Origin of the sequence: Arthrobacter sp. 9V (assembly GCF_902506065.1) — a bacterium.
GTDB lineage: Bacteria > Actinomycetota > Actinomycetes > Actinomycetales > Micrococcaceae > Arthrobacter.
This window is the reverse complement of sequence record NZ_LR733048.1, coordinates 38,755-58,121: the sequence shown is the minus strand read 5'-3', so window position 1 is coordinate 58,121 and position 19,367 is coordinate 38,755. Positions and strand designations below refer to the sequence as shown.

Here is a 19,367-nt window from a genome sequence, read left to right as displayed (position 1 = left end):
GCAGGTGGGTGGCAACGGGAGGAGGTTCCGGGATCTCGATCTGATAGCGATTTGATACCACCTCGAAAGTGATATCAAAATGCTATCGCGGCGGTACTGGTTTGATACCGTCCTTCCTCTTGTTTCCGTGGTGTGGGGCCCATCGGAGGAGCGCTGAACTATTCGGCTTTGATAGTGCTTTGATATCACTTTGGAAGTAATATCAAACCACTAGCGTGTCAGTACTGGTTTGATAGCTCCTCTCAGCTAGCGTGGAAGTCATGATCATTGTCGTAGGAAGCGAAAAGGGCGGGGTGGGTAAGTCCACAGTCGTCACTAACATGGCCGTGGAGCTCGCGAAACGCGGGATGCGTGTAGCGGTAGTGGACGGAGACCGCCAGCGGTCTACCGCCCGCTGGGCCGTTGACCGCGAGGAGGCCGGTCACGAACCTCGCATCTTTGTCGTCGAAAAGCTGGGCAGTCTCCACGAGACGTTGCGAGAGCTCGACACGAGTTACGACATCGTTTTAGTCGATGTCGCAGGTAAAGATAGCAAAGAAATGCGTACAGCCATGACGGCTGCGCACCAGCTGTTGATTTTGACTCAGTCCAGTCAGTTTGACTTAGACACACTGGTGACGGTTGACCGACTAATCGAAACAGCACGCGACTTCAATCCATCCCTACGTGTTCGGGGAGCCCTGACGCGTGTATCAACAAATGCCTTTGAGTCAGAGAGCGCTGACGCAAGAGAGTATCTTGCCGATTACCCAAGCATCGAGCCACTCCAGACTGTTCTGTACGAGCGTAAGGCCTATCGCGACGTAGTAGGTGAGGGGTTAGGTGTCGTGGAATGGAAGAATCCCAAAGCTGCGCGAGAGATCCGCGGTTTAGTAGAGGAGTTGATCGGCTAATGGCGCTCAAAAAACGTTCCGCTTCGGAGAAAGCGCGGGAGGAAGCGATAGAAGCGTTTGGCAACGCAGCTGAACCTCTTCTGGCAGCGCCGGTCGCCAGAGACCAACGCATCACGCCTGTTCGACCGAGTTTCACACCTGAGCTTAGTGATATACGGGATAAGGAGCGCCCGAAAACGATGCTGCTCCGATTCGACAATGACCTGGATCTTGTGGAGCTCCTGTCAATGGTGGCAACCCTGGAGGGGCGGAAGAAGCACCCGATGGCGCTGAGAGCTCTGCGGATTGGACTTGAGCAGGTGCGAGACAGCTATGAGTAGAGAACGCTAGCTGTTTAGTATCACTTCGATAGCGTTCACTACCGACCAAAGGATGCTCGATTGTCCGTAGGCCACCGCCGGTCCCGCACGGCCGGGAGTCGGATGTCGACAATTGAAGTCCGGCTGCACATGAAGTCAGGCGCCTGAACCTGAATATCTTGAAAAGAGGGGGACCGCATCGCGATCTGTGTCGTGGGCGTTACTTTCTGCATGCGAAGTGGCTCACGCCCTTCGGGGGGGATTTCAGGTCGGTGCAGGCCCGCAGTTCGTTGTCTACAAAAGGTAAAGGTTAACGAGACGCTGACATTCGCCTTGACGGAACGCCGATTCGGACCGGTCATATCCGATTCTAAATGTCTCGCCAACTCGTCTCGTCGTGCATCGTCTTAGGACAGCCGATGGATAGGCGCATGAGGCAGATGGCTCGATGAAGCTACTTTGGTAAGCAAGGGTCAGCACACTTGCTCAGGAAGCGCAACGGCAGCTGGACGCACACTCTTGATTGTTGGCTTGCAGAAACGGGATGTCATGTCCGCTAGCCGGGGTAGCGGCCGAGCGTCAATGATCAAGAGGCTTCTGGAGTTGCGGAGGCGGGGACATTTTGGTTGTGTGGCGCGTGGATCGTCTGGGAGTTCGCTAACAGGTGTGTTGAACACGGTTACTCTTCTTCGCGGCAGGGGAGTGGAGCTCCGCTCGATCTCTGATGGGATCAATTCGGCAACCACCGCCGGCCGGTTGATGCTGAATATGCTGGTCGCGTCGCTGCCTATGAACGCGACCTGATTACCGAACGCTATGGGGGCATCGCTGCAGTCAAAGCCAATGACACCAGATTAGGTCCGGCCATTGGTGGATCCTGAGGTGATTGCCTACAAGCTCTCGATCTGTAGAGCAAGAGCGCGAGAGGGGTCGCGCCGCTGCAGAAGCCGCGCGGCTGGCGGGTTGGAGCCGGCCACCTTGTACAGACTCCAGCACTCAGCTGTCCGTGAGAGTGGCCGCCACTAGCCCTTACTTAGTACGTGTCCGCCCGCCTCGGCACCGTAACAGAAATGGGGACCAGGCCGAATGCCGTTCTCCGAAAGGGCATTGCCCAAGTGTTAATCGGAGTTGTTCTAGAAATGGCGCCTTAATGCATGATCGGCAGAGGACTGGTGAGCCAGGCTAGATAGGGGGACGGTATAGCTTTCCTCACAACCGCAACATGACCACAGGAGAAAGCAAAGCCGGACCCTCTTGAATTAGGCTGAGGAAGTGTCATCTCCATCTCATCAGGCCTTAGAACTGCAGCAGATCGTGCAGCAGGTGCCCAAAGTAACAGCAGTAATAAACTCAGGGGCTGGCAAGCACCAGGCAGGGCTTCAGCTCCGCGAAGACGGCAGGTTCTTATTCGCGCACGTTCTGTCGTCCGCCAGCGGCAAGACACCCTTCCGTTTCTGTGTGGGAGATCCGACAGCCAGGTCTTCGGTCTGGAGAGTATTTGCGGGCCGAAATGCCAGTGATGTCTATATTGCGATTCGGAGCAGCGCATCCCTTCACAAGATCAGTCTTCATGAATCCGGTGACTTCAGGTACCAACTAATAGGGATGACTCAGGACGAAGTCAACAGGCCTGATTTCGCCATCGTCACCCTTAGCGATGAAGACGACAAGGACAGCGGTCGGATTCTGCATCAGTGGACTCGTCCCGAATCGTCGCCGGAAGGATGGACCGAGGGTTTCAGGTTGATCATCCCTGGTGACGATCTAATGCCCGGACCCGCTGGGAAAAAAGATCTTGGAGACGTCGAATGGATTCCGGCACCCTCGGACGGCCGGGCAGTGGAGGTTCGGGGCTACTTTGTTGATCCGGGCATGGGCGAGATGGACCTCAGCAGCCTCGTCGGAGAGGTAGGCATCTTCTCGTTCTTGGGTGGCTTCAAGCTTAAGAACGAACAGGTCTTCGTGGTGTTCTCGTCAACGGTCACGCTCCTAGAGTGGGAATTGGAAACGCTGAAGGAGATGAGAGAAAAAGGGCGTGCGAATGCCCACCCCGAGTTTGATTGGTCGAAGGAGAAGGGATCGCGCATCCTGGCCTATCCCTCGGATGAAACAGGATTTCCCACCTTCATTGATGCCAAGGCTTAAATGGCTGATGGATTCAAGTAATCACCTGTGGTGGCGGCTCGGGAACAGCGTCATGCCTTACATCGTCTCGACCGGACGGTCGCAGCTACGAAAGCAGCAGATGCTTCCTGGATGGACATTGACCGCGTGCTGTTGGGATCAACCGGGAGGCCGCGCACGACTGCAAACTAAAAATAGTAAGCGCAACTGCGCGGCCTGCCGCGAAAGCTCGAGATGTCGACTCAGCTAACCGCAGTGCGGTGATGCTACGGGCTAGTGATCGAAGAGCGCCCGGGCGGAACGAATAGGTCCACCTCCAGATGAATCTTGGTCCAGAACTTGATCACTCAGGAGGTGAGGTATTGAGAAATTCGTAGAGGGCAACTGCAGCTTCGGCGTCATCTGCTGACTTCGCCCGTTCGATCAGCAACTGGGCTTCCGTGTCTTCACCACGATGTTTATGGAAGAGCGACAGCAAGACCATCCCCTGGCCGCTCCCGTCGGCTACTGCATCCCGGCACAGCTGTTCGGCCTCTTTTTCATCGTTATCCGCGCCTGTCATGAGCAGGAGCTGCGCGAGATTGACCTTGGTCTGAATCAAACCACCCGGAATCGAGCCGTGCCCGATGGCTGTGCGGTAGTGTTCCATGGCTTGGCCCCGTTCACCCTTGCCGGCTGCAATTACTCCCAAGCAGTGATGGGCAAAGGGTTCCCCCAGTTCTGCGGCCCGCTCTAACACGGATTCTGCTTCCGCAGTTCGTCCTTGTTCCGCTAGAAACCTGCCAAGATTCGCTTGGTATCCAGGGCCCCTCTCTGCGGCCCTTCTGTACAGTTTTTCAGCCTCATGAACGTTGCCCTTTTGGAGCATGATTCCTGCCAGCTTGTGCATAGCGCTGGGATTGCCGCCCGCCACGGCACGACGCGTGAGCAGTTCTGACTGTCCCTCGTCACCCTGCTTTGCGTAGACCTCCGACAGTTCATAGAGGCCCCCCGCGCTGTTCCTTGCCGCTGCTCGCCTGAACAGAACCTCGGCTTCCTCGTCCCGACCAACTTTTGCCAACTCGGCGCCGTAATTTGCCATGCCATACGCGCTGCCCGCCGCTGATGCTCGTCGATACCACTCGGTGGCTTCAGTCACGTTCCCCTGCCTCAAGAACAAGGTACCTAGATTCGCCATCCCATCAGGATTTCCGTGCTCGGCAGCCTTCCGCAGGTAGGTCCCTGCTTCGTCGTAATTTCCTTCGGCCATGAGCGCGATGCCGACCCCCGTCATGCCGTGGCTACTGCCGGCAATGGCTGCCTGACGGTAGTACTCCAATGCCTCCTCGAAACGGTCTTGGAGATCCAATGTCTTGGCCCAGTTGGCCATGCCGTCGGGGTCGCCTGCCAATGCTGCCCGTTGGAACAGTTTGTCTGCGATATCGGCCTGGCCATTGAAGTGGGCAGACAGGCCTGCAAAGTTCAGGCGGGCAGGAGGAGCGTCGTGCTTTACGACGAGTTGCCACAAGTGCCCGGGAATCGGGTCACCGGCTGCTGCTACTTCATCAACCAAGAAGTCAAAAGGACGCCACGAGTCGTCATCTTTCATGGGGAGACCTGCCCTTCCGCCAAGAGGCCTGGTGTCGCTTGCCCATGCAATGGCGCCGGATAGAGCTTCCTCGTTTAGCTGAGAGTTGTCAGCGCCAACGTATCCAGGAAGGGCGGCTATCAGGACGTCATGAGGAATCGTTTCGGCGATGCCCGTCCGCTGCCAATCAATCGCTGTGCTGATCAGTGCGACCCCGATCGGATTGGTGGATTTTCCTCCGAGGAATCTTTCTCGGGCTATGTACCCGCCGCCGACGTATGTCCCTAATCCATATTCGATGATCCCGTGTCGAAGCTGTGGGTCCGCCACCCGAGACGCAAGACGGGCCTGTTCTTGGCTCTCGTTGATTAGATGTACCTTTTGGAACTTTCTGAGAGTTTCCCACTGGGTCTTGGGCATTGCCTCAGAGGGCTGAAAAGCCTCGTACTGGCTTGCTCTCATCGTGGCAACAATTAAGTTGCCAGCCTCGCTCAGCTCATCCAGCCAGCGAGCCTTGAGGTGCTTGGGATCTGCTATGTAGCGATCCAGGTCATCCAGCCAGACAATCGTATATTGCGGAACATCACCGGCTGCCATCAGTGTGGCCAGGCCGTCGGGTACGTCAGGCATAACCACCTGCCGGTCGGGATAGCACTCCTGTACCAGCTTCACCGCCATACGGGTTTTCCCGGCCATTGATGGACCAACGACTAGTACCGGCTGGTTGCCTTCGACGGCCTCCAGGATCTCACCCTCACGATCCCTTTTGAGGTATGGAAGGTTTATGAGAGAAGGATGCACACCCCAATCCTCGAGGGCTACATCCTTGGCTAGGGGTGCTTCCCCGGACTTCGAATGAGCCGTGCGCATGGAGTTCTTTTTAGCGCTTGTGGAATCATCAATTTGTTTGGCCCGTTGCTTGGCCGCAGTAACGACCAAGGGTACTGCAGCGGTCAGAACCACACAGAGCACTAGGACCGGTGTGGGCCATTGGAGCAGAGCTGCCGAACCAGACAGCGAAGAGAAAACGACGAGAGGTACTAGCCACCACCAGGAATTCTCTCGTTTGCTTACTTGAAGCCAAAACGACACAGGCTTTCCTGCCTTGCTCTCCCGTCCGACATTTCCGCTGTCATTCTTCCAGTCGTAGGAGCGTATCGGGTACTTTTACGGCCACAGCGGCTGGTTTGTCTTGCGTGGAGAAGAAGAAGGCACTCGATACCAAATGCTGGGTATGTTGAAGACCTCAGTGCGCAAAGTTCTTAGAACGCTCGTGTGGCCCGTGCTCTGGGAACGCTACCCAGAACTGCGAGGGGATCAGTCGTGACGGCCGTAACTTGCTGCTAACGGTCCATTGGGGGCGGAACGGAATGAAGGCGTCTCGCACTATTTCTGGGGAAGGAACTGTGCGAGGAAGGTGTGCAGGTCAGTCCATCGGGATGTCGGATGGGAGGCCGTGTGCCCGCCAAGAACCACCATTTCAAGGGCGACGTCCGTGATGGGTTTAGCGCAGGCCTCGCAGATGATCCAAAGGTCCTTGCCTTCATATCAACATTGGCAACACGCCTGCTATAGCGCGATTACACGAAGGCTTCGCAAACAAGGCATCATCGTTCTCCGCGAGCGTGAGCATGAGAGAGTCGGGCACCACCTGGGATTCCCAAAGGCAAGAACTGGTGGCCTTCAGCCTTAAAGGCAGGGGTGTACAAATCGGTGCAGGCTCAAGTGCATGTCTGAAGGCTCCTCGATGTAGCTTCGTCGCTGACGTCTCGATCGGTCACAGCTGAGTAGTTGCGTCTGCCGACCGGGCTTCCAAGAGTTAGTCCTGGCTGACCACGATGTGCGGACGCCGATTTCCTTTGGTCACGGCTTCCTAGCAATTGATCCATTGATGAGATAATCAGCGAGATCCAACCGGCTGTCCTCGAAAGGACAACACGCGACCCGGGAACATCGGTCCGTCACGGTCACGTAGTGTGTTCCGCGATGTTCCCTCCGTTGGCGGGGGATGATTGGCGCATGACGCACACCGTTTGGACAGATGAAGCTCTCAGCACGGCGAAGCAGGACGACCTCGGGCGCCTCCCGTATGCCCAGCGGGCTGCAGAACTTATCCAGGCGACGCACTCGTTCGAATCAAGTGCAGTCTTTGGTCTCACTGGCGCTTGGGGCAGCGGCAAGACATCGCTGGTCAACCTGATCGTCGAGGAGTTACAGAAGAAGCACCCCGAGTGGGGTGTAGCTAGATTTACGCCGTGGGCCACTAGCGATGTTCCAGGGCTGCTAAATGAGTTTCACTCGTCCCTGTCTAGTGCTCTTCCCAAGAAGAAGGGTAAGCAAGTACGGCAGGCACTCGCGACGACGGCGGCAGTCGCTGCCCCGGCGGCGAAGCTCATTCCAATTGCTGGAGACGTCGCCGCAGCAGGTGTGAAACTCGCAGCTGATGCTCTTGCGAAGTCCCCGTCATGGCAAGCAGCGTTCAATAAGGCATCGGCGGAACTGAAGGAGCTGCAAAAGCCCATCCTCATCGTGGTCGATGACATAGATCGGCTTCACGGCGACGAGTTGTTGGCACTCTTGAAAGTGGTTCGGTTGCTGGGCCGGTTCGACGGCGTCCAGTACCTTCTCGCCTACGACGACGAGACCCTGTACCGGAGTATGGATGTCTCACGTGCGGTCACTTCACATGACGGTTCGGCGGAGCGGTTCATGGAGAAGATCGTTCAGTATCCGCTTTTCGTACCTACGCTGTTGCGACACCAGCAGATTTCACGATTGAGAAAAGGCCTGACAGGCATCTCTCGGCAAACTGTCGATGATGGTTCGGCCAGCGAGCGTCTCGGCGGGCTGATCGAATGTTTCACGCGCCTACTCACAACTCCTCGAGCCATTGACCGTTACATCGCTCAGCTGCAGCATCATATTCCGCTCTTGCCCATCGACGAGGTCGATGACGAGGACGTTCAACTGCTGACCCTTATTCGTGTCAGCTTCCCGTCCTTATTCAACTCCATACCGCAGTATCGCAGCGAACTAATCTCCGGGCACACCGGTGAATGGACAATCAATGGCCAGTCCCTCGAGTACGAGCCGTTCGACATCGAGCCATTACTAGCGGTCGTCCCCGAAACGCTCCGCGGCACTGCTAGGGATCTATTGGTCTCACTGTTTCCCAAGGTTGCAAAAAAGGGCCAGCTTGCGGTTCATGGAAGTCACCGGCGTCAAAGCGTGCAGCACGAGGAATACTTCGACAGGTACTTCGCGATGGGAATACTCGATCATGATGTCAGCGACGCAACAGTCCACGCCGCTGTCAAGGAAGCGACAGAAGGGGCCGCGACGCCCTTGAGAGACCTCCTTGTCGGAGCGGAGAGCGAAATACGGAACCTGGTGCTCAGCAAATGCCTCAATCCGACGAGCCAGCCGACCACAGATGAGGGACGCATCCAGCTGGCTGAAGTTCTTGCCGAGATTGCCAATGATTTCCCGGAGGACAACAGCGGGCCGTTTGGCGACCGGGATCAGCTTCTCATCTGGATCGGTGACGTCCTCGCGGGACTTGATGAAGGAACGCCAGCGGAGAACCTTCGGGCCGTGATGTGGACGTTCGACACTCCAGCTCTTCGCATCCGTGCATGGAGGCGGCTGGAGTACAGCATCGATCGCGCGTATCGGTCCGGGAAACCGTCCTGGTACGACGCAGTAACAACGATGCTGGTTGAGGACGCAATGGCAGACTTCCTGGACCACCTCAAGCAAGGTGACGACGCTTCGACCAAGTCGGGCATCGGTTACCAAGTCCACTTCGTTCTCTCCCACAGCCAAGAGCAACTGCGGAGTGCTATCCACCAACTGCTTGAGTCGAAAGAAGCAGACGTCTCAACCTTGGCCTCAAGGCTGGTGTCGGCTCAAACCATTGTTGGCACCAAGCCCAACTGGCAACTGTCAGACGACTTTGACCAAGAGACCTTCAATCGACTTGCGCCGCCCACGAACGACCCGTGGTACGACGAGCCCAAGCAGGAGGTCGACATCCGAGACCTGAGTTGGGCGAACCGACGAAAGTTCGCCGCCGGCCGTGTCAGACCCCCATCCGGCATTGTCGATCACGACGACCCCAAAGATTCGGATAGTGAATAGCTTTCCAAGCTCGGCCACACCCGGTGCCGTTAAAGGCCGGCTCCTGCTCAAGGGCGCATCCTGAACAGCTATACGGGAGCCCCTGGGCCTATTTGACCTTGAAGTGTTCGACGACTTTTTCGGTGAGAGCCTTAATGAAGAGCCCGTCCTTGCCGTGGCTCCAGCGTTTCTCAACAGCATCGAGCGGGTACACCAGGAAGTTGTTCCGCTCGGTATGAACGGCCAGTTCCCTGCCCTTTGAGTCCTCGGCGACAACCCACCGTAAAGGCGAGACGCGGACAAGGAGCTCACCGAAGGCAACACCGGCAGCATTTCCAACGACCGACCACGCAAAAGACTAGAGTTCAAGAAACCGATCGAACTGATCGAAAATCTCCTGTTGCAATGACCGCTGGAATCCGCCGAACCTTCACCGGGCGTCCTGCTTCGAACCGAATACAGTAGGGCGAACTGCAGGTAAGAGGCTCCCGGGTTGAGATCAAGGGTAAGTAGTAGCCCGACGTGCCGCATGACGGAAAGAACTTCATGAAATTTGATTCGAGTCTCCGGTTGCCCGTGAGCGTACTAGTTGCCATGTCCTTGTTCGTTCTCACGGGCTGTACCCGCATGCAGGAAACTCAACGTGATGACTTGATCGGCATCTGGTCTTACTCTGCGGACGAGAGCACCGTAGGCAGTTCCGTCCTTGCCGCAACTGTCGATCTAAGGGCAGAAGGTACGGTCCGCGTCGAGAACTTTCCAGCGGCACAGATGACGAAGAAGGATTTCGCCAAGGATCCGATATCCGACACAGGTACCTGGGAGTTTCTTGCTGAACTCCCAGAGGGGTGGGCTCGATATAAGAATCAGTCGGGTGTGGAGCTAAAAATTGCCTCGCCCCGCTCTGTCGCGGGCACCAAGCAGCTCGTACGTCTCGTTATTGAGCGCTATGCCGACGAGGCGCCCGTGCTTCTTTTCTACGTGGGATTCCCAGACATTCTGGATGAGCACTATGTGCTGACAAAGCAGAACTAAGCGAGTTTCGATAAGTACGACTCTGCGCTTACACCGCTCACCAAACCCTAGAAGCGGCGCCCGTTAGCCGATCCTTCACCGGGCGCCCTCCGCGCTCAAGTCTCATTCCAAATCATTGCGGCGAACCAGTCTGCCTTCATTGACCGTGTTTCTATGTCTCCGTCTGGTTCGGTGACACACAAAAGAGCGCGGGCCGTTCTCCCTTCCCGGGTCTTCAGATCAGCGCCCTCGGCGAAACTGTCCAAGTATTCCCAAGTCTTGGACCTAGCCCTCTCTAAGTCATTGGCATTGAAGGTACTGTCGCCGCTCCAATAGGCCTCTGCGGTCCGCAGAGAGGATTGTATCTCCGCCGGAATGGGCAGAACCGACAGATGCTGAAGCAGCACCTTCATCAGTCCATGCCACTCATCAATGCCTTCCGTAATCGATATTGCTTTAGCAACTGCCTGAAGCTCCACGCTATTCAATACCTCACTCCAAACTGGTCGAGGACACCGCTACACCCACGGATAACTCAGGCGCAGCAATCAACAACTGTAGGCTTCCTTATCGGGGATGGCTTGCCACTTCGCCGGAACGCCTTCCGCGATCCGAAGGCCAGGCTTGCGATGCTGATCCAAGCCATCGAGTGATTCTTGTTCAAGTGACCGACGCACCGCGAAGCAGGTCGAGGCGTTACCGCCGCGCGCTTACGCCTCCGCGCAACCTCGGCCCGGCGCCCGCAAGGGGATCCTCACCGAACGCTGCTCGTCGGGTCCTATTTGCCGGTCCAGGGGCGACCTGAGGTCGTGTTCGCCTACTTATGCGGGAATGGCTTTCGCTTCGCCCATGAGGGTCTAGTGGGCCCACAGCAACAGTAGGATTAGCAGTTATGCGAATCCCTTCCTTCGGCCGTGTTTGGGCAGCCGCGGCAATCGCTGCTGCGATTACCGTTTGCCCTCTGGTCACTAGCTCTGCAATGGCCGCCCCGGACGTCACGGAGACAATTCGTGTTGGTGGTATTCCTGCAGGAGCCGCGGTTGACCCGGCTACAGGAACGGTATATGTCACCGATTACAGTTCCGGCACGGTGGCTGTGATAAACGGCAGCACCGTTTCCGCCAGGATTCCCGTGGGGCGGGACCCTCAAGGCGTGATCGTAGATCCAGTGACTCACACCGTCTACGTGGCCAACTGGGGTGAAAACACTGTCTCGGTCATCAAGGGGACAACGGTCACTGCCACCATTCCCGTAGGCGGCCATCCACATGGCCTGGCCGTGGATCCCTCTACCCACACCGTCTACGTTGCTGACTCCCAGTCCGGCACGATTTCCGTCATCAACGGAAGCGCAGTTACCGCAACCATCGCCGTAGGCCATGACTCATGGGATGTCGCTCTGGACCCCACCACCCACACGGTCTATGCGCCGAGCGGGGACGGGAAGTTGTATGTCATTAAAGACAACGCCGTAACAGGTACTGTCGATGTCAATGGCTATGGGCTTGAAGGTGTCGCGGTGGACCAGTACACCCACAAGATCTACGTCACCTCCCCCTCGGCGGGCGGACGCTTGTACGTCGTGGAGGGAACCAGCGTCGTAGATTCGATGCAAATAGCTGGCGGGGCGCCGGAGTGGATAGCCGTTGACCCCACGACGCACTCGGTGTACATGACAACGCTATATGCCAACAACTTATCGATGATCAGCGGACTGGGAGTTAAGTCAGCCATCCGCGTGGGTGAGGCGCCGGTCGGCGTTGGCGTAGACCCTATCAGACATATTGCCTACGTAGCGAACGGCAGTGACGGCACAGTTTCGGTCGTGCGGGATCATGCGAATAAGGACTTCAACAGCGACGCCCACCCCGATGTCTTGGCCAAAGACGGCAACGGAGCTTTGTGGCTGTATCCCGGAAATGGAAGCGGGGGATGGCTCCAGAGGTCGCAGGTCGGGCAGGGCTGGAATGGCATCAGCGCTGCGGTCAGCGCTGGTGATTTTAACGGTGACGGGCATCCGGACGTTTTAGCCCGCGACGGTGGAGGGGCCTTGTGGATGTACCCGGGAAACGGTGTTGGGGGGTGGCTGCCGAGGGTTCTCGTGGGTCAGGGCTGGAATGTGATGTCTGAACTGACTGGACCGGGTGATTTCAGCGGTGACGGGCATCCGGACGTTTTGGCCCGCGACGGTGGAGGGGCCTTGTGGATGTACCCGGGAAACGGTGTTGGGGGGTGGCTGCCGAGGGTTCTCGTGGGTCAGGGCTGGAATGTGATGTCTGAACTGACTGGACCGGGTGATTTCAGCGGTGACGGGCATCCGGACGTTTTGGCCCGCGACGGTGGAGGGGCCTTGTGGATGTACCCGGGAAACGGTGTTGGGGGGTGGCTGCCGAGGGTTCTCGTGGGTCAGGGCTGGAATGTGATGTCCGAACTGACTGGACCGGGTGATTTCAGCGGTGACGGGCATCCGGACGTTTTGGCCCGCGACGGTGGAGGGGCCTTGTGGATGTACCCGGGAAACGGTGTTGGTTCATGGTTACCACCTCTGAAGATTGGTTCGGGATGGAACATAATGAGTTCTCTTCCCTAAGGCTGACAGTTTGCAAAATCAGGTCGTCGTTTAGAACCCAGGCAGCGTTCCTGTGAAATTCCTCGAGCAAGAAAGCAGCCCTAAAGACAGCGCAGAGGCCGTAAGAAGAAGACGTAGACGACGAGTCATGTTTCCCGAAGGAACAGGGGTGATCTAGCAAGAGAGTTAGATATTCGTGGGCCGGCGCCTGAGGCTTATCCTGCCCGGTTTTCAGAGGCCCTGCTCATCCGGCTTCCGACCCGTCTTTTTGACCGGCGTTATACCGGCCGCCTGGTGACCGGTAACGGATCGGCTTATGAGACGCTTTTGGTTCGGCCTGCCGGGCCCTTAGTGCCAACTTCGCAGTAATGTGGGTCAGGCTGTCGGTATGCAGCGCGATACATGGATAAAGCAAGCAGAGAATTTCCGAGAGGCGGTGCTGAAATATGGCCAGGACTAAATCGCGGCGAGGATGGTGGCGCCGTGGCCCACTCACTCCCCGACTGCTCTGCCTACGCCTCGTTCTTGGCGCTGTACTTGCAGTGATTTATTACTTGAGTTTGAACTGGGGCTATCAGCTTGAGGCATGGGAGATCTCCTGGAGTCTGTTTAGTCTCGCCTTTATAGGGGTGATCACGTCGATCCTTGGCCTGATCGTTGCAGGTATTGTGAGCTTCTTCCAGCTTCTGGTCCCGGAATCAACGTCCCGACCAGGACGGGCGCTGTTCACCGGAGGGGTTGCCATGATCGGTGCCGCCGCCGCCACCCTGGCGCTGTTTAGCAACATGCCGCTGAGGTTGAGCCTTAATCTCTGGGCGACCGCGGGCATCGCCGGAGCCCTCGTGGGTGCCGCATTCGCGGTCCTCGCCTACTGGCACGTCGAAGAAGTCTGACAACACACGGCCCGGCCCCAGCCGGCGTCCCGCTGCAGTGCACGCTTGCGGATCCCCTACCGGCCGACCGTTACCGGCGGTCTGGGATAGCAAGGTCGAGGGTCTTCACCAGATGTCCCAGACCACGCCTGCGAACCATTCCGATGTACCAGACTGGGAGTCCTCGTCGCCCAGGGGTTCCAGGACGCACAGCAGTGCTCGGGCAAACCTTGTGCCTGGATTGGTGGGATGCCTGTGCGTCTCGAAACCGTCCAGGTAGTTCCAACATTTGCCTTTGGCCGTCTCCAGAGTCTCGGGGATTCCCCTTCCCAGCGACCAGTACGATTCTGCTGTGGCCAGGACAGGCTGCAGCTCAGGAGGCGACGGTAGTTCTCTGATGTGATGGAGCAGCACCAGCATCAAGCCCTTCCATCTGTCTATTCCCTGGGCGGACGCGACCTGCTCGCCCGCGGATTGCAGTTCCTGTGAAGTCATTGGCCCGTTCAGGGCAGGCATGCCGGGGTGCATTTGGCGACCGGCGATCTTGTCCAGTTCTTCCTTGACCGTCTCGGCGGCATCGGGGTCACCGTCGTAATAGTCCTCGCAGAATCCGGGCACAAGCCATTTATGCGGTGCGAGTTTGAGCACACCTCCGTCCCCAAGTCTGGCCTCCCAACTTTCCGGAATTGCTCCGTCAATGGTCATAACCGCTCTGGAATCAACCCAAGCCAGGCTCCTTTGATCATCTACAAGTAGCTGTATCTCTACCCGCCCGCTGGGATATGCCAGTAGGGAGGTCACCGTATATTCTGTGTCGAGTTCGAGCCAACCGCTACCTTCGAGAGACCGCTCTCCAACCAACGAGGCGGCCCGTGTATAGATGACCTTCACGAGTTTGACCGAACTGCGGCTGGCTCTTGACGGGCGAGCCGTAGGACGGAATAGGGCACTATCGACCGATGTTGGCCCAGGACTACTTCTTCCGGACCGGACGGGTCATCTCTATACGTCCTTCGAGGTGACCATTTCTTCAACATTCTGACAGTGTATGGCCGACCCACCCCGCGTCCGGTGAAGGATCGCTTACCGTGCATCGTTCAAGGATCCTTAGATAAGAGCCGTGGGACTGGGGCCGCTTGAGGACTCAGGCTCGCGAACTTCCGGCAACTCACTTGTCCCAACAATGTGTCTCACTAGGGTATTCTCAACATCACCCATATTTGTCCTTTGATAAGACCCGGAGAAGTGATGGCACGCCTTGGATACGCCCGCGTTAGCTTGGCTGACCAAAACACCGATTTGCAGATCCGGGAACTGGAAGCTGCCGGGTGCGAGCGAATCTACAAGGACCAGGGGATAAGCGGGACCAGGGTGAGTCGTCCGAAGCTGGACCGGATGCTGGACCGTCTCGGCCCAGGGGATGAAGTCGTGGTGTGGAAGCTGGACCGGCTGGGACGCAACACCCGCCACCTGCTCGAGCTCCTGGATGACTTCAAGGCACGAGGCATCAAGTTCCGCTCCCTCCGGGATGGCATCGCAACTGACCCGGCCAGTGAAGTCGGGGGAGCGATGGCCCAGGCTATGGTCACTATCATTTCCGCGTTCGCCCAGCTTGAACGAGACCAACTCTCCGAACGCACCAAGGCTGGCATGGCGGCAGCAGCTGCCAACGGACGGAGAGCCGGACGGCGGGAGGTCACCACTGACCACGAGAAGGTCAAGAGGGCACATGAACTGAAAGCTCGCGGTCTCAAACCGGCGGACATCGGAAAGATCATTGGAGCCAGCCGCGCGACCGTCTACCGATACCTAGCCATGCACTCCTGAGCCACAGAGGAACTATCCCGGAAGTTGTCTTTGTAACTGCTTTCCACGGCAGATGATTTGGGACAACATCTGGGACGGGAGTATTACGCGGAGGTCTGGCTGCGGATGGCACTGCCAGTCGCCACCGGATAGCGATATTCCACGGGGGAGCGTCTCGGTTCTACGGAAGTTGGACTGACCTGCTTTGCCTGCGCTGAGCGCGCAGCTGAAACGAAAATACAGCGGAAGGCTCATCCGTCGGCCCCTAACTGGTTCGTCTCAGCTACGGTGTTGCATAACTCGACTCGTAAAATAGTTAGTCGACGACGGAACGCCAGGAGCCAGCAGTTGGCCTGGGCCGTTGACTCGTATTTGGGGGATAAATATGGATTTTGATCAGTGGCTGAAGGTGGGCGGTGTCTTGGTTGGACTGTCCGGTGCGACGGCAACGGTATCGCTGGCCATGCGGAGTGCGACGAATCGGGAAGCGGTTGCCTATCGCCGGGCGGACGAATCCTTGAAGTTGGCGAAGTCTTTAGCCGAAACCCCGCTGGATCCCGGGGACCCGGACCTCGTGGTCAAGGAGGACCTGCGCAAGGAACTCATCGGGAGGGCTATGTACTCCGCCAACACGTATGCATCTTCTCTGAAGCCTGTCTTCACCTCCTATTGGCAGCCGACTCTATTCATGATTCTCGGGATTGCTTGGTGCGTCCTTGTTTTCTTCAGCCCTTTGGGTCCTTTGCCGCAAAGCGACATTGTGTGGATGATTCCCTACGTTTTGCTGGCGGCGGGCGTCGTTCTCATGGCTACTCGCTGGTTCACTCGGGTGGCAGAACACAAGAGCAACTTCCAGGGGCTCGAACAACGCCGTGGACAGGCCGCGCCTGCAGCGACTCAAGCATTGCAGGAGGAATCGGCAACGGCGACTCAGCCGGAACTTGTCCCGGCTGGAAGCGGAACCGGAGAAACAGGAGCCGGGTAATGAAGTGCAGACGCTGATCGGCTACGCCCGTTAGTTCGGCATGAAACGCGTCCACCAGTTGGGGGTCTCAGATTCACGCTGGGACGCTGCTCGGTGGAGAATCACTTACTGAGACCAAGATCAGTGGATTTCGGAACCTATGCAGACGAACAAGGAATGCCACTACAACGGGCGAGTGTCCCAGCTTGGGGTGTGCCACTTCCAAGGAAATGGGACGGCCCAGAAGTATCGGTGTCTTCTTTGGTCTTTCTCGCTGGCGCCCGTAGGTCGGCCTTAGATTGGGAGGTCCCCATGCATAAAATGGCGAAGATGTCCGCCGAGCGCTACGCAGGTTCCCGGCGACCCCTGACTACCCGTCTCACACTGTGGGTCGGCACAAGATTGATGATCGGAACTTACTTTGACGCTCTCGACCACTGAGCCAGGACATTTGACGCAAAGACAGCTTGAGTCGACCCTTTGGGCGGCTGCCAATGCTTTGCGCGGTCCCGTCGACCCTGGCGATTTCAAGGCTTACGTGTTCCCAGTGATGTTCTTCAAGTGGATCAGTGATAGTTGGGACCATGAGCACGACCAAGCAGTGGAAGACTTCGGTGACGCGCTGACGGCCGAGATCGAGGCTGACTACCACACGTTCGTTATCCCGGACGGCTGTCACTGGTCGGACGTCATCGAGACCGCCCAGCAGACGGGTGCGAAGCTGGACAATGCGCTGCAGCGTATCCAGCAGGCGAATCCGGACGCGCTGGCTGGTGTCTTTGGTGATGTGCAGTGGGCCAACCAGGAACGGCTTCCGCAGTCCGCCCTGGCCGCACTGCTTAACTCGTTCCACTCCGTCCGCCTGGACCCGGACAGCGTCAACGGGGACATGCTCGGCTCCGCTTACGAATACCTGCTCAGGGAATTCGCCGAAGCCTCCGGGAAGAAGGCCGGCGAGTTCTTCACCCCGCGCCATGTCGTTCACCTGCTGGTGAAGATTCTGGACCCGAAACCCGGCGACACCATCGCCGACCCCGCCTGCGGCTCCGGTGGCATGCTCGTTGAAACAGTGACAGCCGTGAAAGAAGCAGGGGGAGACCCCAGGACCCTCCGGCTGCACGGTCAGGAAATCAACCTGACGACCAGCGCCATCGCAAAGATGAACTTGTACCTGCATGGGCTCAAGGAGTTCAAAGTCGTTCGCGGTGATACGTTTCGGGAACCAAAACTCCTACACGGCGACGGACTGCAAAAGTTCGACGTCGTCATCGCCAACCCACCCTTCTCCTTGCAGAACTGGGGGGCCGAAGGCTGGGCCAACGACCCCTACGGCCGCGTTGTCTGCGACGTGCCGCCGGCGAAGAACGGCGACTACGCCTGGATCCAACACATGGTCGCCTCCATGAAGGAGTACACAGGTCGGGTCGGCGTCGTCATGCCCCACGGTGTTCTCTTCCGGGGCGGCAAAGAGGGCGCAATCCGTGAATGCCTGGTGCGAAAGAATCTGCTCGAGGCCGTCATCGGTCTGCCCAACAACCTCTTCTACTCGACGTCAATTCCGGTGTGTCTACTCATCTTCCGCAAACAAAAGCCTGCCGAACGCGAGAACAAGGTTCTGTTCATCGACGCGTCGAAGCGGGTCGTCGCCGGCAAGAACCAGAACACAATGTCCGACGACGACATCAAGGTCATCGACGCTGCTTACAAGCAAGGCGAAGGCTTCGATGGTGACGAACGCCTGCGCCTGCGCCTGGTAGGACTGGACGAAATCGAGGAGAACGACTTCGATCTCAATTTCGGCCGGTACATCACGTCCGAAAGCCTCGCCGAGATCAACGTTGAAGAAGCGCTAATCGCCTATCAGGAAAGCCGGGAACAGCTGGCTGCCGCTGAGGCTATCCTGACTGACAAACTGAAGGCGGCCGGCTTTGAGTTCTGATTGGCGCAATGTCCGTCTGGGCAACGTTGCAACAGTTAACCCGGAGAAGACTCCAGCTTGGGACCCGCCGCACATCATTAAGTACGTTGACATCGCATCTGTAGATGCCAACAGAGGGATCCAGATGGATAAGGTTCAAGAAGTTGCTTTTGGAGACGCTCCTGGCCGAGCAAGGCGCCTTATTCGTTCTGGCGACGTATTGGTGTCAACAGTTCGCCCGAACCTCCGGGCTTTCGCGCCGGTACCAGCAGATCTCGAAGGCGAGGTAGCTTCAACGGGTTTTGCGGTTATTCGTGCCAACCGAGAATTCGTGTCGCCTGAGTTCCTGTGGGCAGTTGTCCGCACACCAAGGTTTGTGGAAGACATGGTGCGGAAATGCACGGGCAGCAACTACCCTGCGGTTCGTGCTGGGGATGTTGCCGACCACTCCTTTGTCCTTCCTGACGCCAATGAGCAGCGGCGTATAGTCGATTTGATTGACGCGGTTGACGATGTGACCAGGTCAAAGATTGAAAAGCTTTCGAAGCTGAAGATATTGTTCGCCTCTACCTTGGAAAAGATGGTGGGGGGTGTCCCGCCAGCCGACGAGGCAGTCGCTCTGGGAGAGCAGTTCCGTGTTATTGATTGCGAACACAAGACGGCCCCGGCGACCGCTGAGGAGTCATTCGCCAGGTCCATAGGAACATCAGACATCCGCGGTGGCCGGTTTTTGCTGGAAACGGCGAAAGCCGTCTCGGAGGCGACTTTTCTCGAATGGACTGCACGGGCCGAGCCGACGCCTGGTGACGTAGTCCTGACGCGTGAGGCTCCCGTCGGCCAAGTGGCGTTGGTAACCCCATCAACGGGAAGACTTTGCCTTGGTCAACGCACGGTGCTCCTGCGCCCCACGGGCTCTATCCCTGGCGCCTACATCTGGGCGGCGCTCCTGTCTGAGTCCTACCAGCGCTTCTTACGGGAGCGATCGATTGGACAGACCGTCGAGCGTGTAAACGTAAAGCTCGTGAAAGAATTGCCTGTCCGAATTCCGGAAGCTTCATATTCACTTCGGGTTATCGAGGCCGCCGAGGCCCTGGCGGACACAATTGACGCTGAACAGAGCAACCTCGATTCCATTCGCCACGTCCACTCCGAACTGCTGTCAGCTCTCCTGTCCGGTGCACATAGAATTCCAGAAACGTATGACGAACTAATGGGGGCGTAA

General features: G+C 57.5%; 15 protein-coding genes and 1 pseudogene. 12 read left to right on the top strand and 4 right to left on the bottom strand.

Going from position 1 to position 19,367, the window contains the following annotated elements:
- Positions 1-260 precede the first annotated feature (260 nt).
- The 4 genes from BACI9J_RS23965 (at position 261) to BACI9J_RS23955 (ending at position 3,337) form a co-directional block, all read left to right on the top strand.
- Positions 261-893 carry an AAA family ATPase gene (locus BACI9J_RS23965; protein ID WP_159736797.1) on the top strand — a complete coding sequence of 211 codons (633 nt, stop codon included), beginning with the start codon at positions 261-263 and terminating at the stop codon, positions 891-893.
- On the top strand, positions 893-1,213 hold the full coding sequence (locus BACI9J_RS23960; RefSeq protein WP_159736796.1) for a hypothetical protein: 321 nt from the start codon (positions 893-895) through the stop codon (positions 1,211-1,213). Before BACI9J_RS23965 ends, BACI9J_RS23960 begins: the two co-directional genes overlap by 1 nt.
- 528 nt (positions 1,214-1,741) lie before the next feature.
- Positions 1,742-1,996 carry a recombinase family protein gene (locus tag BACI9J_RS24825; RefSeq protein WP_442858674.1) on the top strand — a complete coding sequence of 85 codons (255 nt, stop codon included), beginning with the start codon at positions 1,742-1,744 and terminating at the stop codon, positions 1,994-1,996.
- Between the two features lie 468 nt (positions 1,997-2,464).
- Positions 2,465-3,337 carry a hypothetical protein gene (locus BACI9J_RS23955; protein WP_159736795.1) on the top strand — a complete coding sequence of 291 codons (873 nt, stop codon included), beginning with the start codon at positions 2,465-2,467 and terminating at the stop codon, positions 3,335-3,337.
- Positions 3,338-3,659: 322 nt separating this feature from the next.
- Here BACI9J_RS23955 and BACI9J_RS23950 read toward each other — a convergent pair whose 3' ends face one another.
- On the bottom strand, positions 3,660-5,975 hold the full coding sequence (locus tag BACI9J_RS23950) for a tetratricopeptide repeat protein (protein WP_159736794.1): 2,316 nt from the start codon (positions 5,973-5,975) through the stop codon (positions 3,660-3,662).
- Positions 5,976-6,902: 927 nt separating this feature from the next.
- Between BACI9J_RS23950 and BACI9J_RS23945 the strand changes: the two genes are divergently transcribed.
- Positions 6,903-9,023 (top strand): KAP family NTPase, encoded by a 2,121-nt coding sequence (locus BACI9J_RS23945; protein ID WP_159736793.1) that lies wholly within the window; start codon positions 6,903-6,905, stop codon positions 9,021-9,023.
- Between the two features lie 88 nt (positions 9,024-9,111).
- Here the strand turns inward: BACI9J_RS23945 and BACI9J_RS24680 are convergent.
- Positions 9,112-9,324, bottom strand: a pseudogene (locus BACI9J_RS24680) (DUF3806 domain-containing protein); the annotation flags it as partial.
- Positions 9,325-9,578: 254 nt separating this feature from the next.
- Here BACI9J_RS24680 and BACI9J_RS23935 point away from each other — a divergent pair.
- Positions 9,579-10,037 (top strand): hypothetical protein, encoded by a 459-nt coding sequence (locus BACI9J_RS23935; protein ID WP_159736792.1) that lies wholly within the window; start codon positions 9,579-9,581, stop codon positions 10,035-10,037.
- A 95-nt stretch (positions 10,038-10,132) separates the two neighbouring features.
- Here the strand turns inward: BACI9J_RS23935 and BACI9J_RS23930 are convergent, their stop codons facing one another.
- Entirely contained in the window at positions 10,133-10,495 is a 363-nt protein-coding gene (locus BACI9J_RS23930; RefSeq protein ID WP_159736791.1) for a hypothetical protein, read from the bottom strand.
- Between the two features lie 413 nt (positions 10,496-10,908).
- Here BACI9J_RS23930 and BACI9J_RS23925 point away from each other — a divergent pair, with 413 nt between their 5' ends.
- On the top strand, positions 10,909-12,606 hold the full coding sequence (locus tag BACI9J_RS23925) for an FG-GAP-like repeat-containing protein (protein WP_159736790.1): 1,698 nt from the start codon (positions 10,909-10,911) through the stop codon (positions 12,604-12,606).
- Between the two features lie 533 nt (positions 12,607-13,139).
- The gene (locus tag BACI9J_RS23920; RefSeq protein ID WP_159736789.1) at positions 13,140-13,478 is read left to right on the top strand and encodes a hypothetical protein; all 339 of its coding nucleotides are present in this window, start codon (positions 13,140-13,142) and stop codon (positions 13,476-13,478) included.
- Between the two features lie 105 nt (positions 13,479-13,583).
- Here the strand turns inward: BACI9J_RS23920 and BACI9J_RS23915 are convergent, their stop codons facing one another.
- Complete coding sequence (locus tag BACI9J_RS23915) at positions 13,584-14,162, bottom strand: hypothetical protein (RefSeq protein ID WP_159736788.1); 579 nt, start codon at positions 14,160-14,162, stop codon at positions 13,584-13,586.
- A 543-nt stretch (positions 14,163-14,705) separates the two neighbouring features.
- Between BACI9J_RS23915 and BACI9J_RS23910 the strand changes: the two genes are divergently transcribed.
- From BACI9J_RS23910 to BACI9J_RS23895, 4 genes are all read left to right on the top strand, one after another.
- Positions 14,706-15,284: a recombinase family protein gene (locus BACI9J_RS23910; protein ID WP_159736787.1), complete on the top strand. Its 579-nt coding sequence runs from the start codon at positions 14,706-14,708 to the stop codon at positions 15,282-15,284.
- A 364-nt stretch (positions 15,285-15,648) separates the two neighbouring features.
- Positions 15,649-16,248: a hypothetical protein gene (locus BACI9J_RS23905; protein ID WP_159736786.1), complete on the top strand. Its 600-nt coding sequence runs from the start codon at positions 15,649-15,651 to the stop codon at positions 16,246-16,248.
- 430 nt (positions 16,249-16,678) lie between these two features.
- Positions 16,679-18,166, top strand: a complete 1,488-nt coding sequence (locus BACI9J_RS23900) for a type I restriction-modification system subunit M (RefSeq protein ID WP_236558910.1) — start codon at positions 16,679-16,681, stop codon at positions 18,164-18,166.
- Complete coding sequence (locus BACI9J_RS23895) at positions 18,156-19,367, top strand: restriction endonuclease subunit S (protein WP_159736784.1); 1,212 nt, start codon at positions 18,156-18,158, stop codon at positions 19,365-19,367. The genes BACI9J_RS23900 and BACI9J_RS23895 overlap by 11 nt, the downstream gene beginning before the upstream one ends.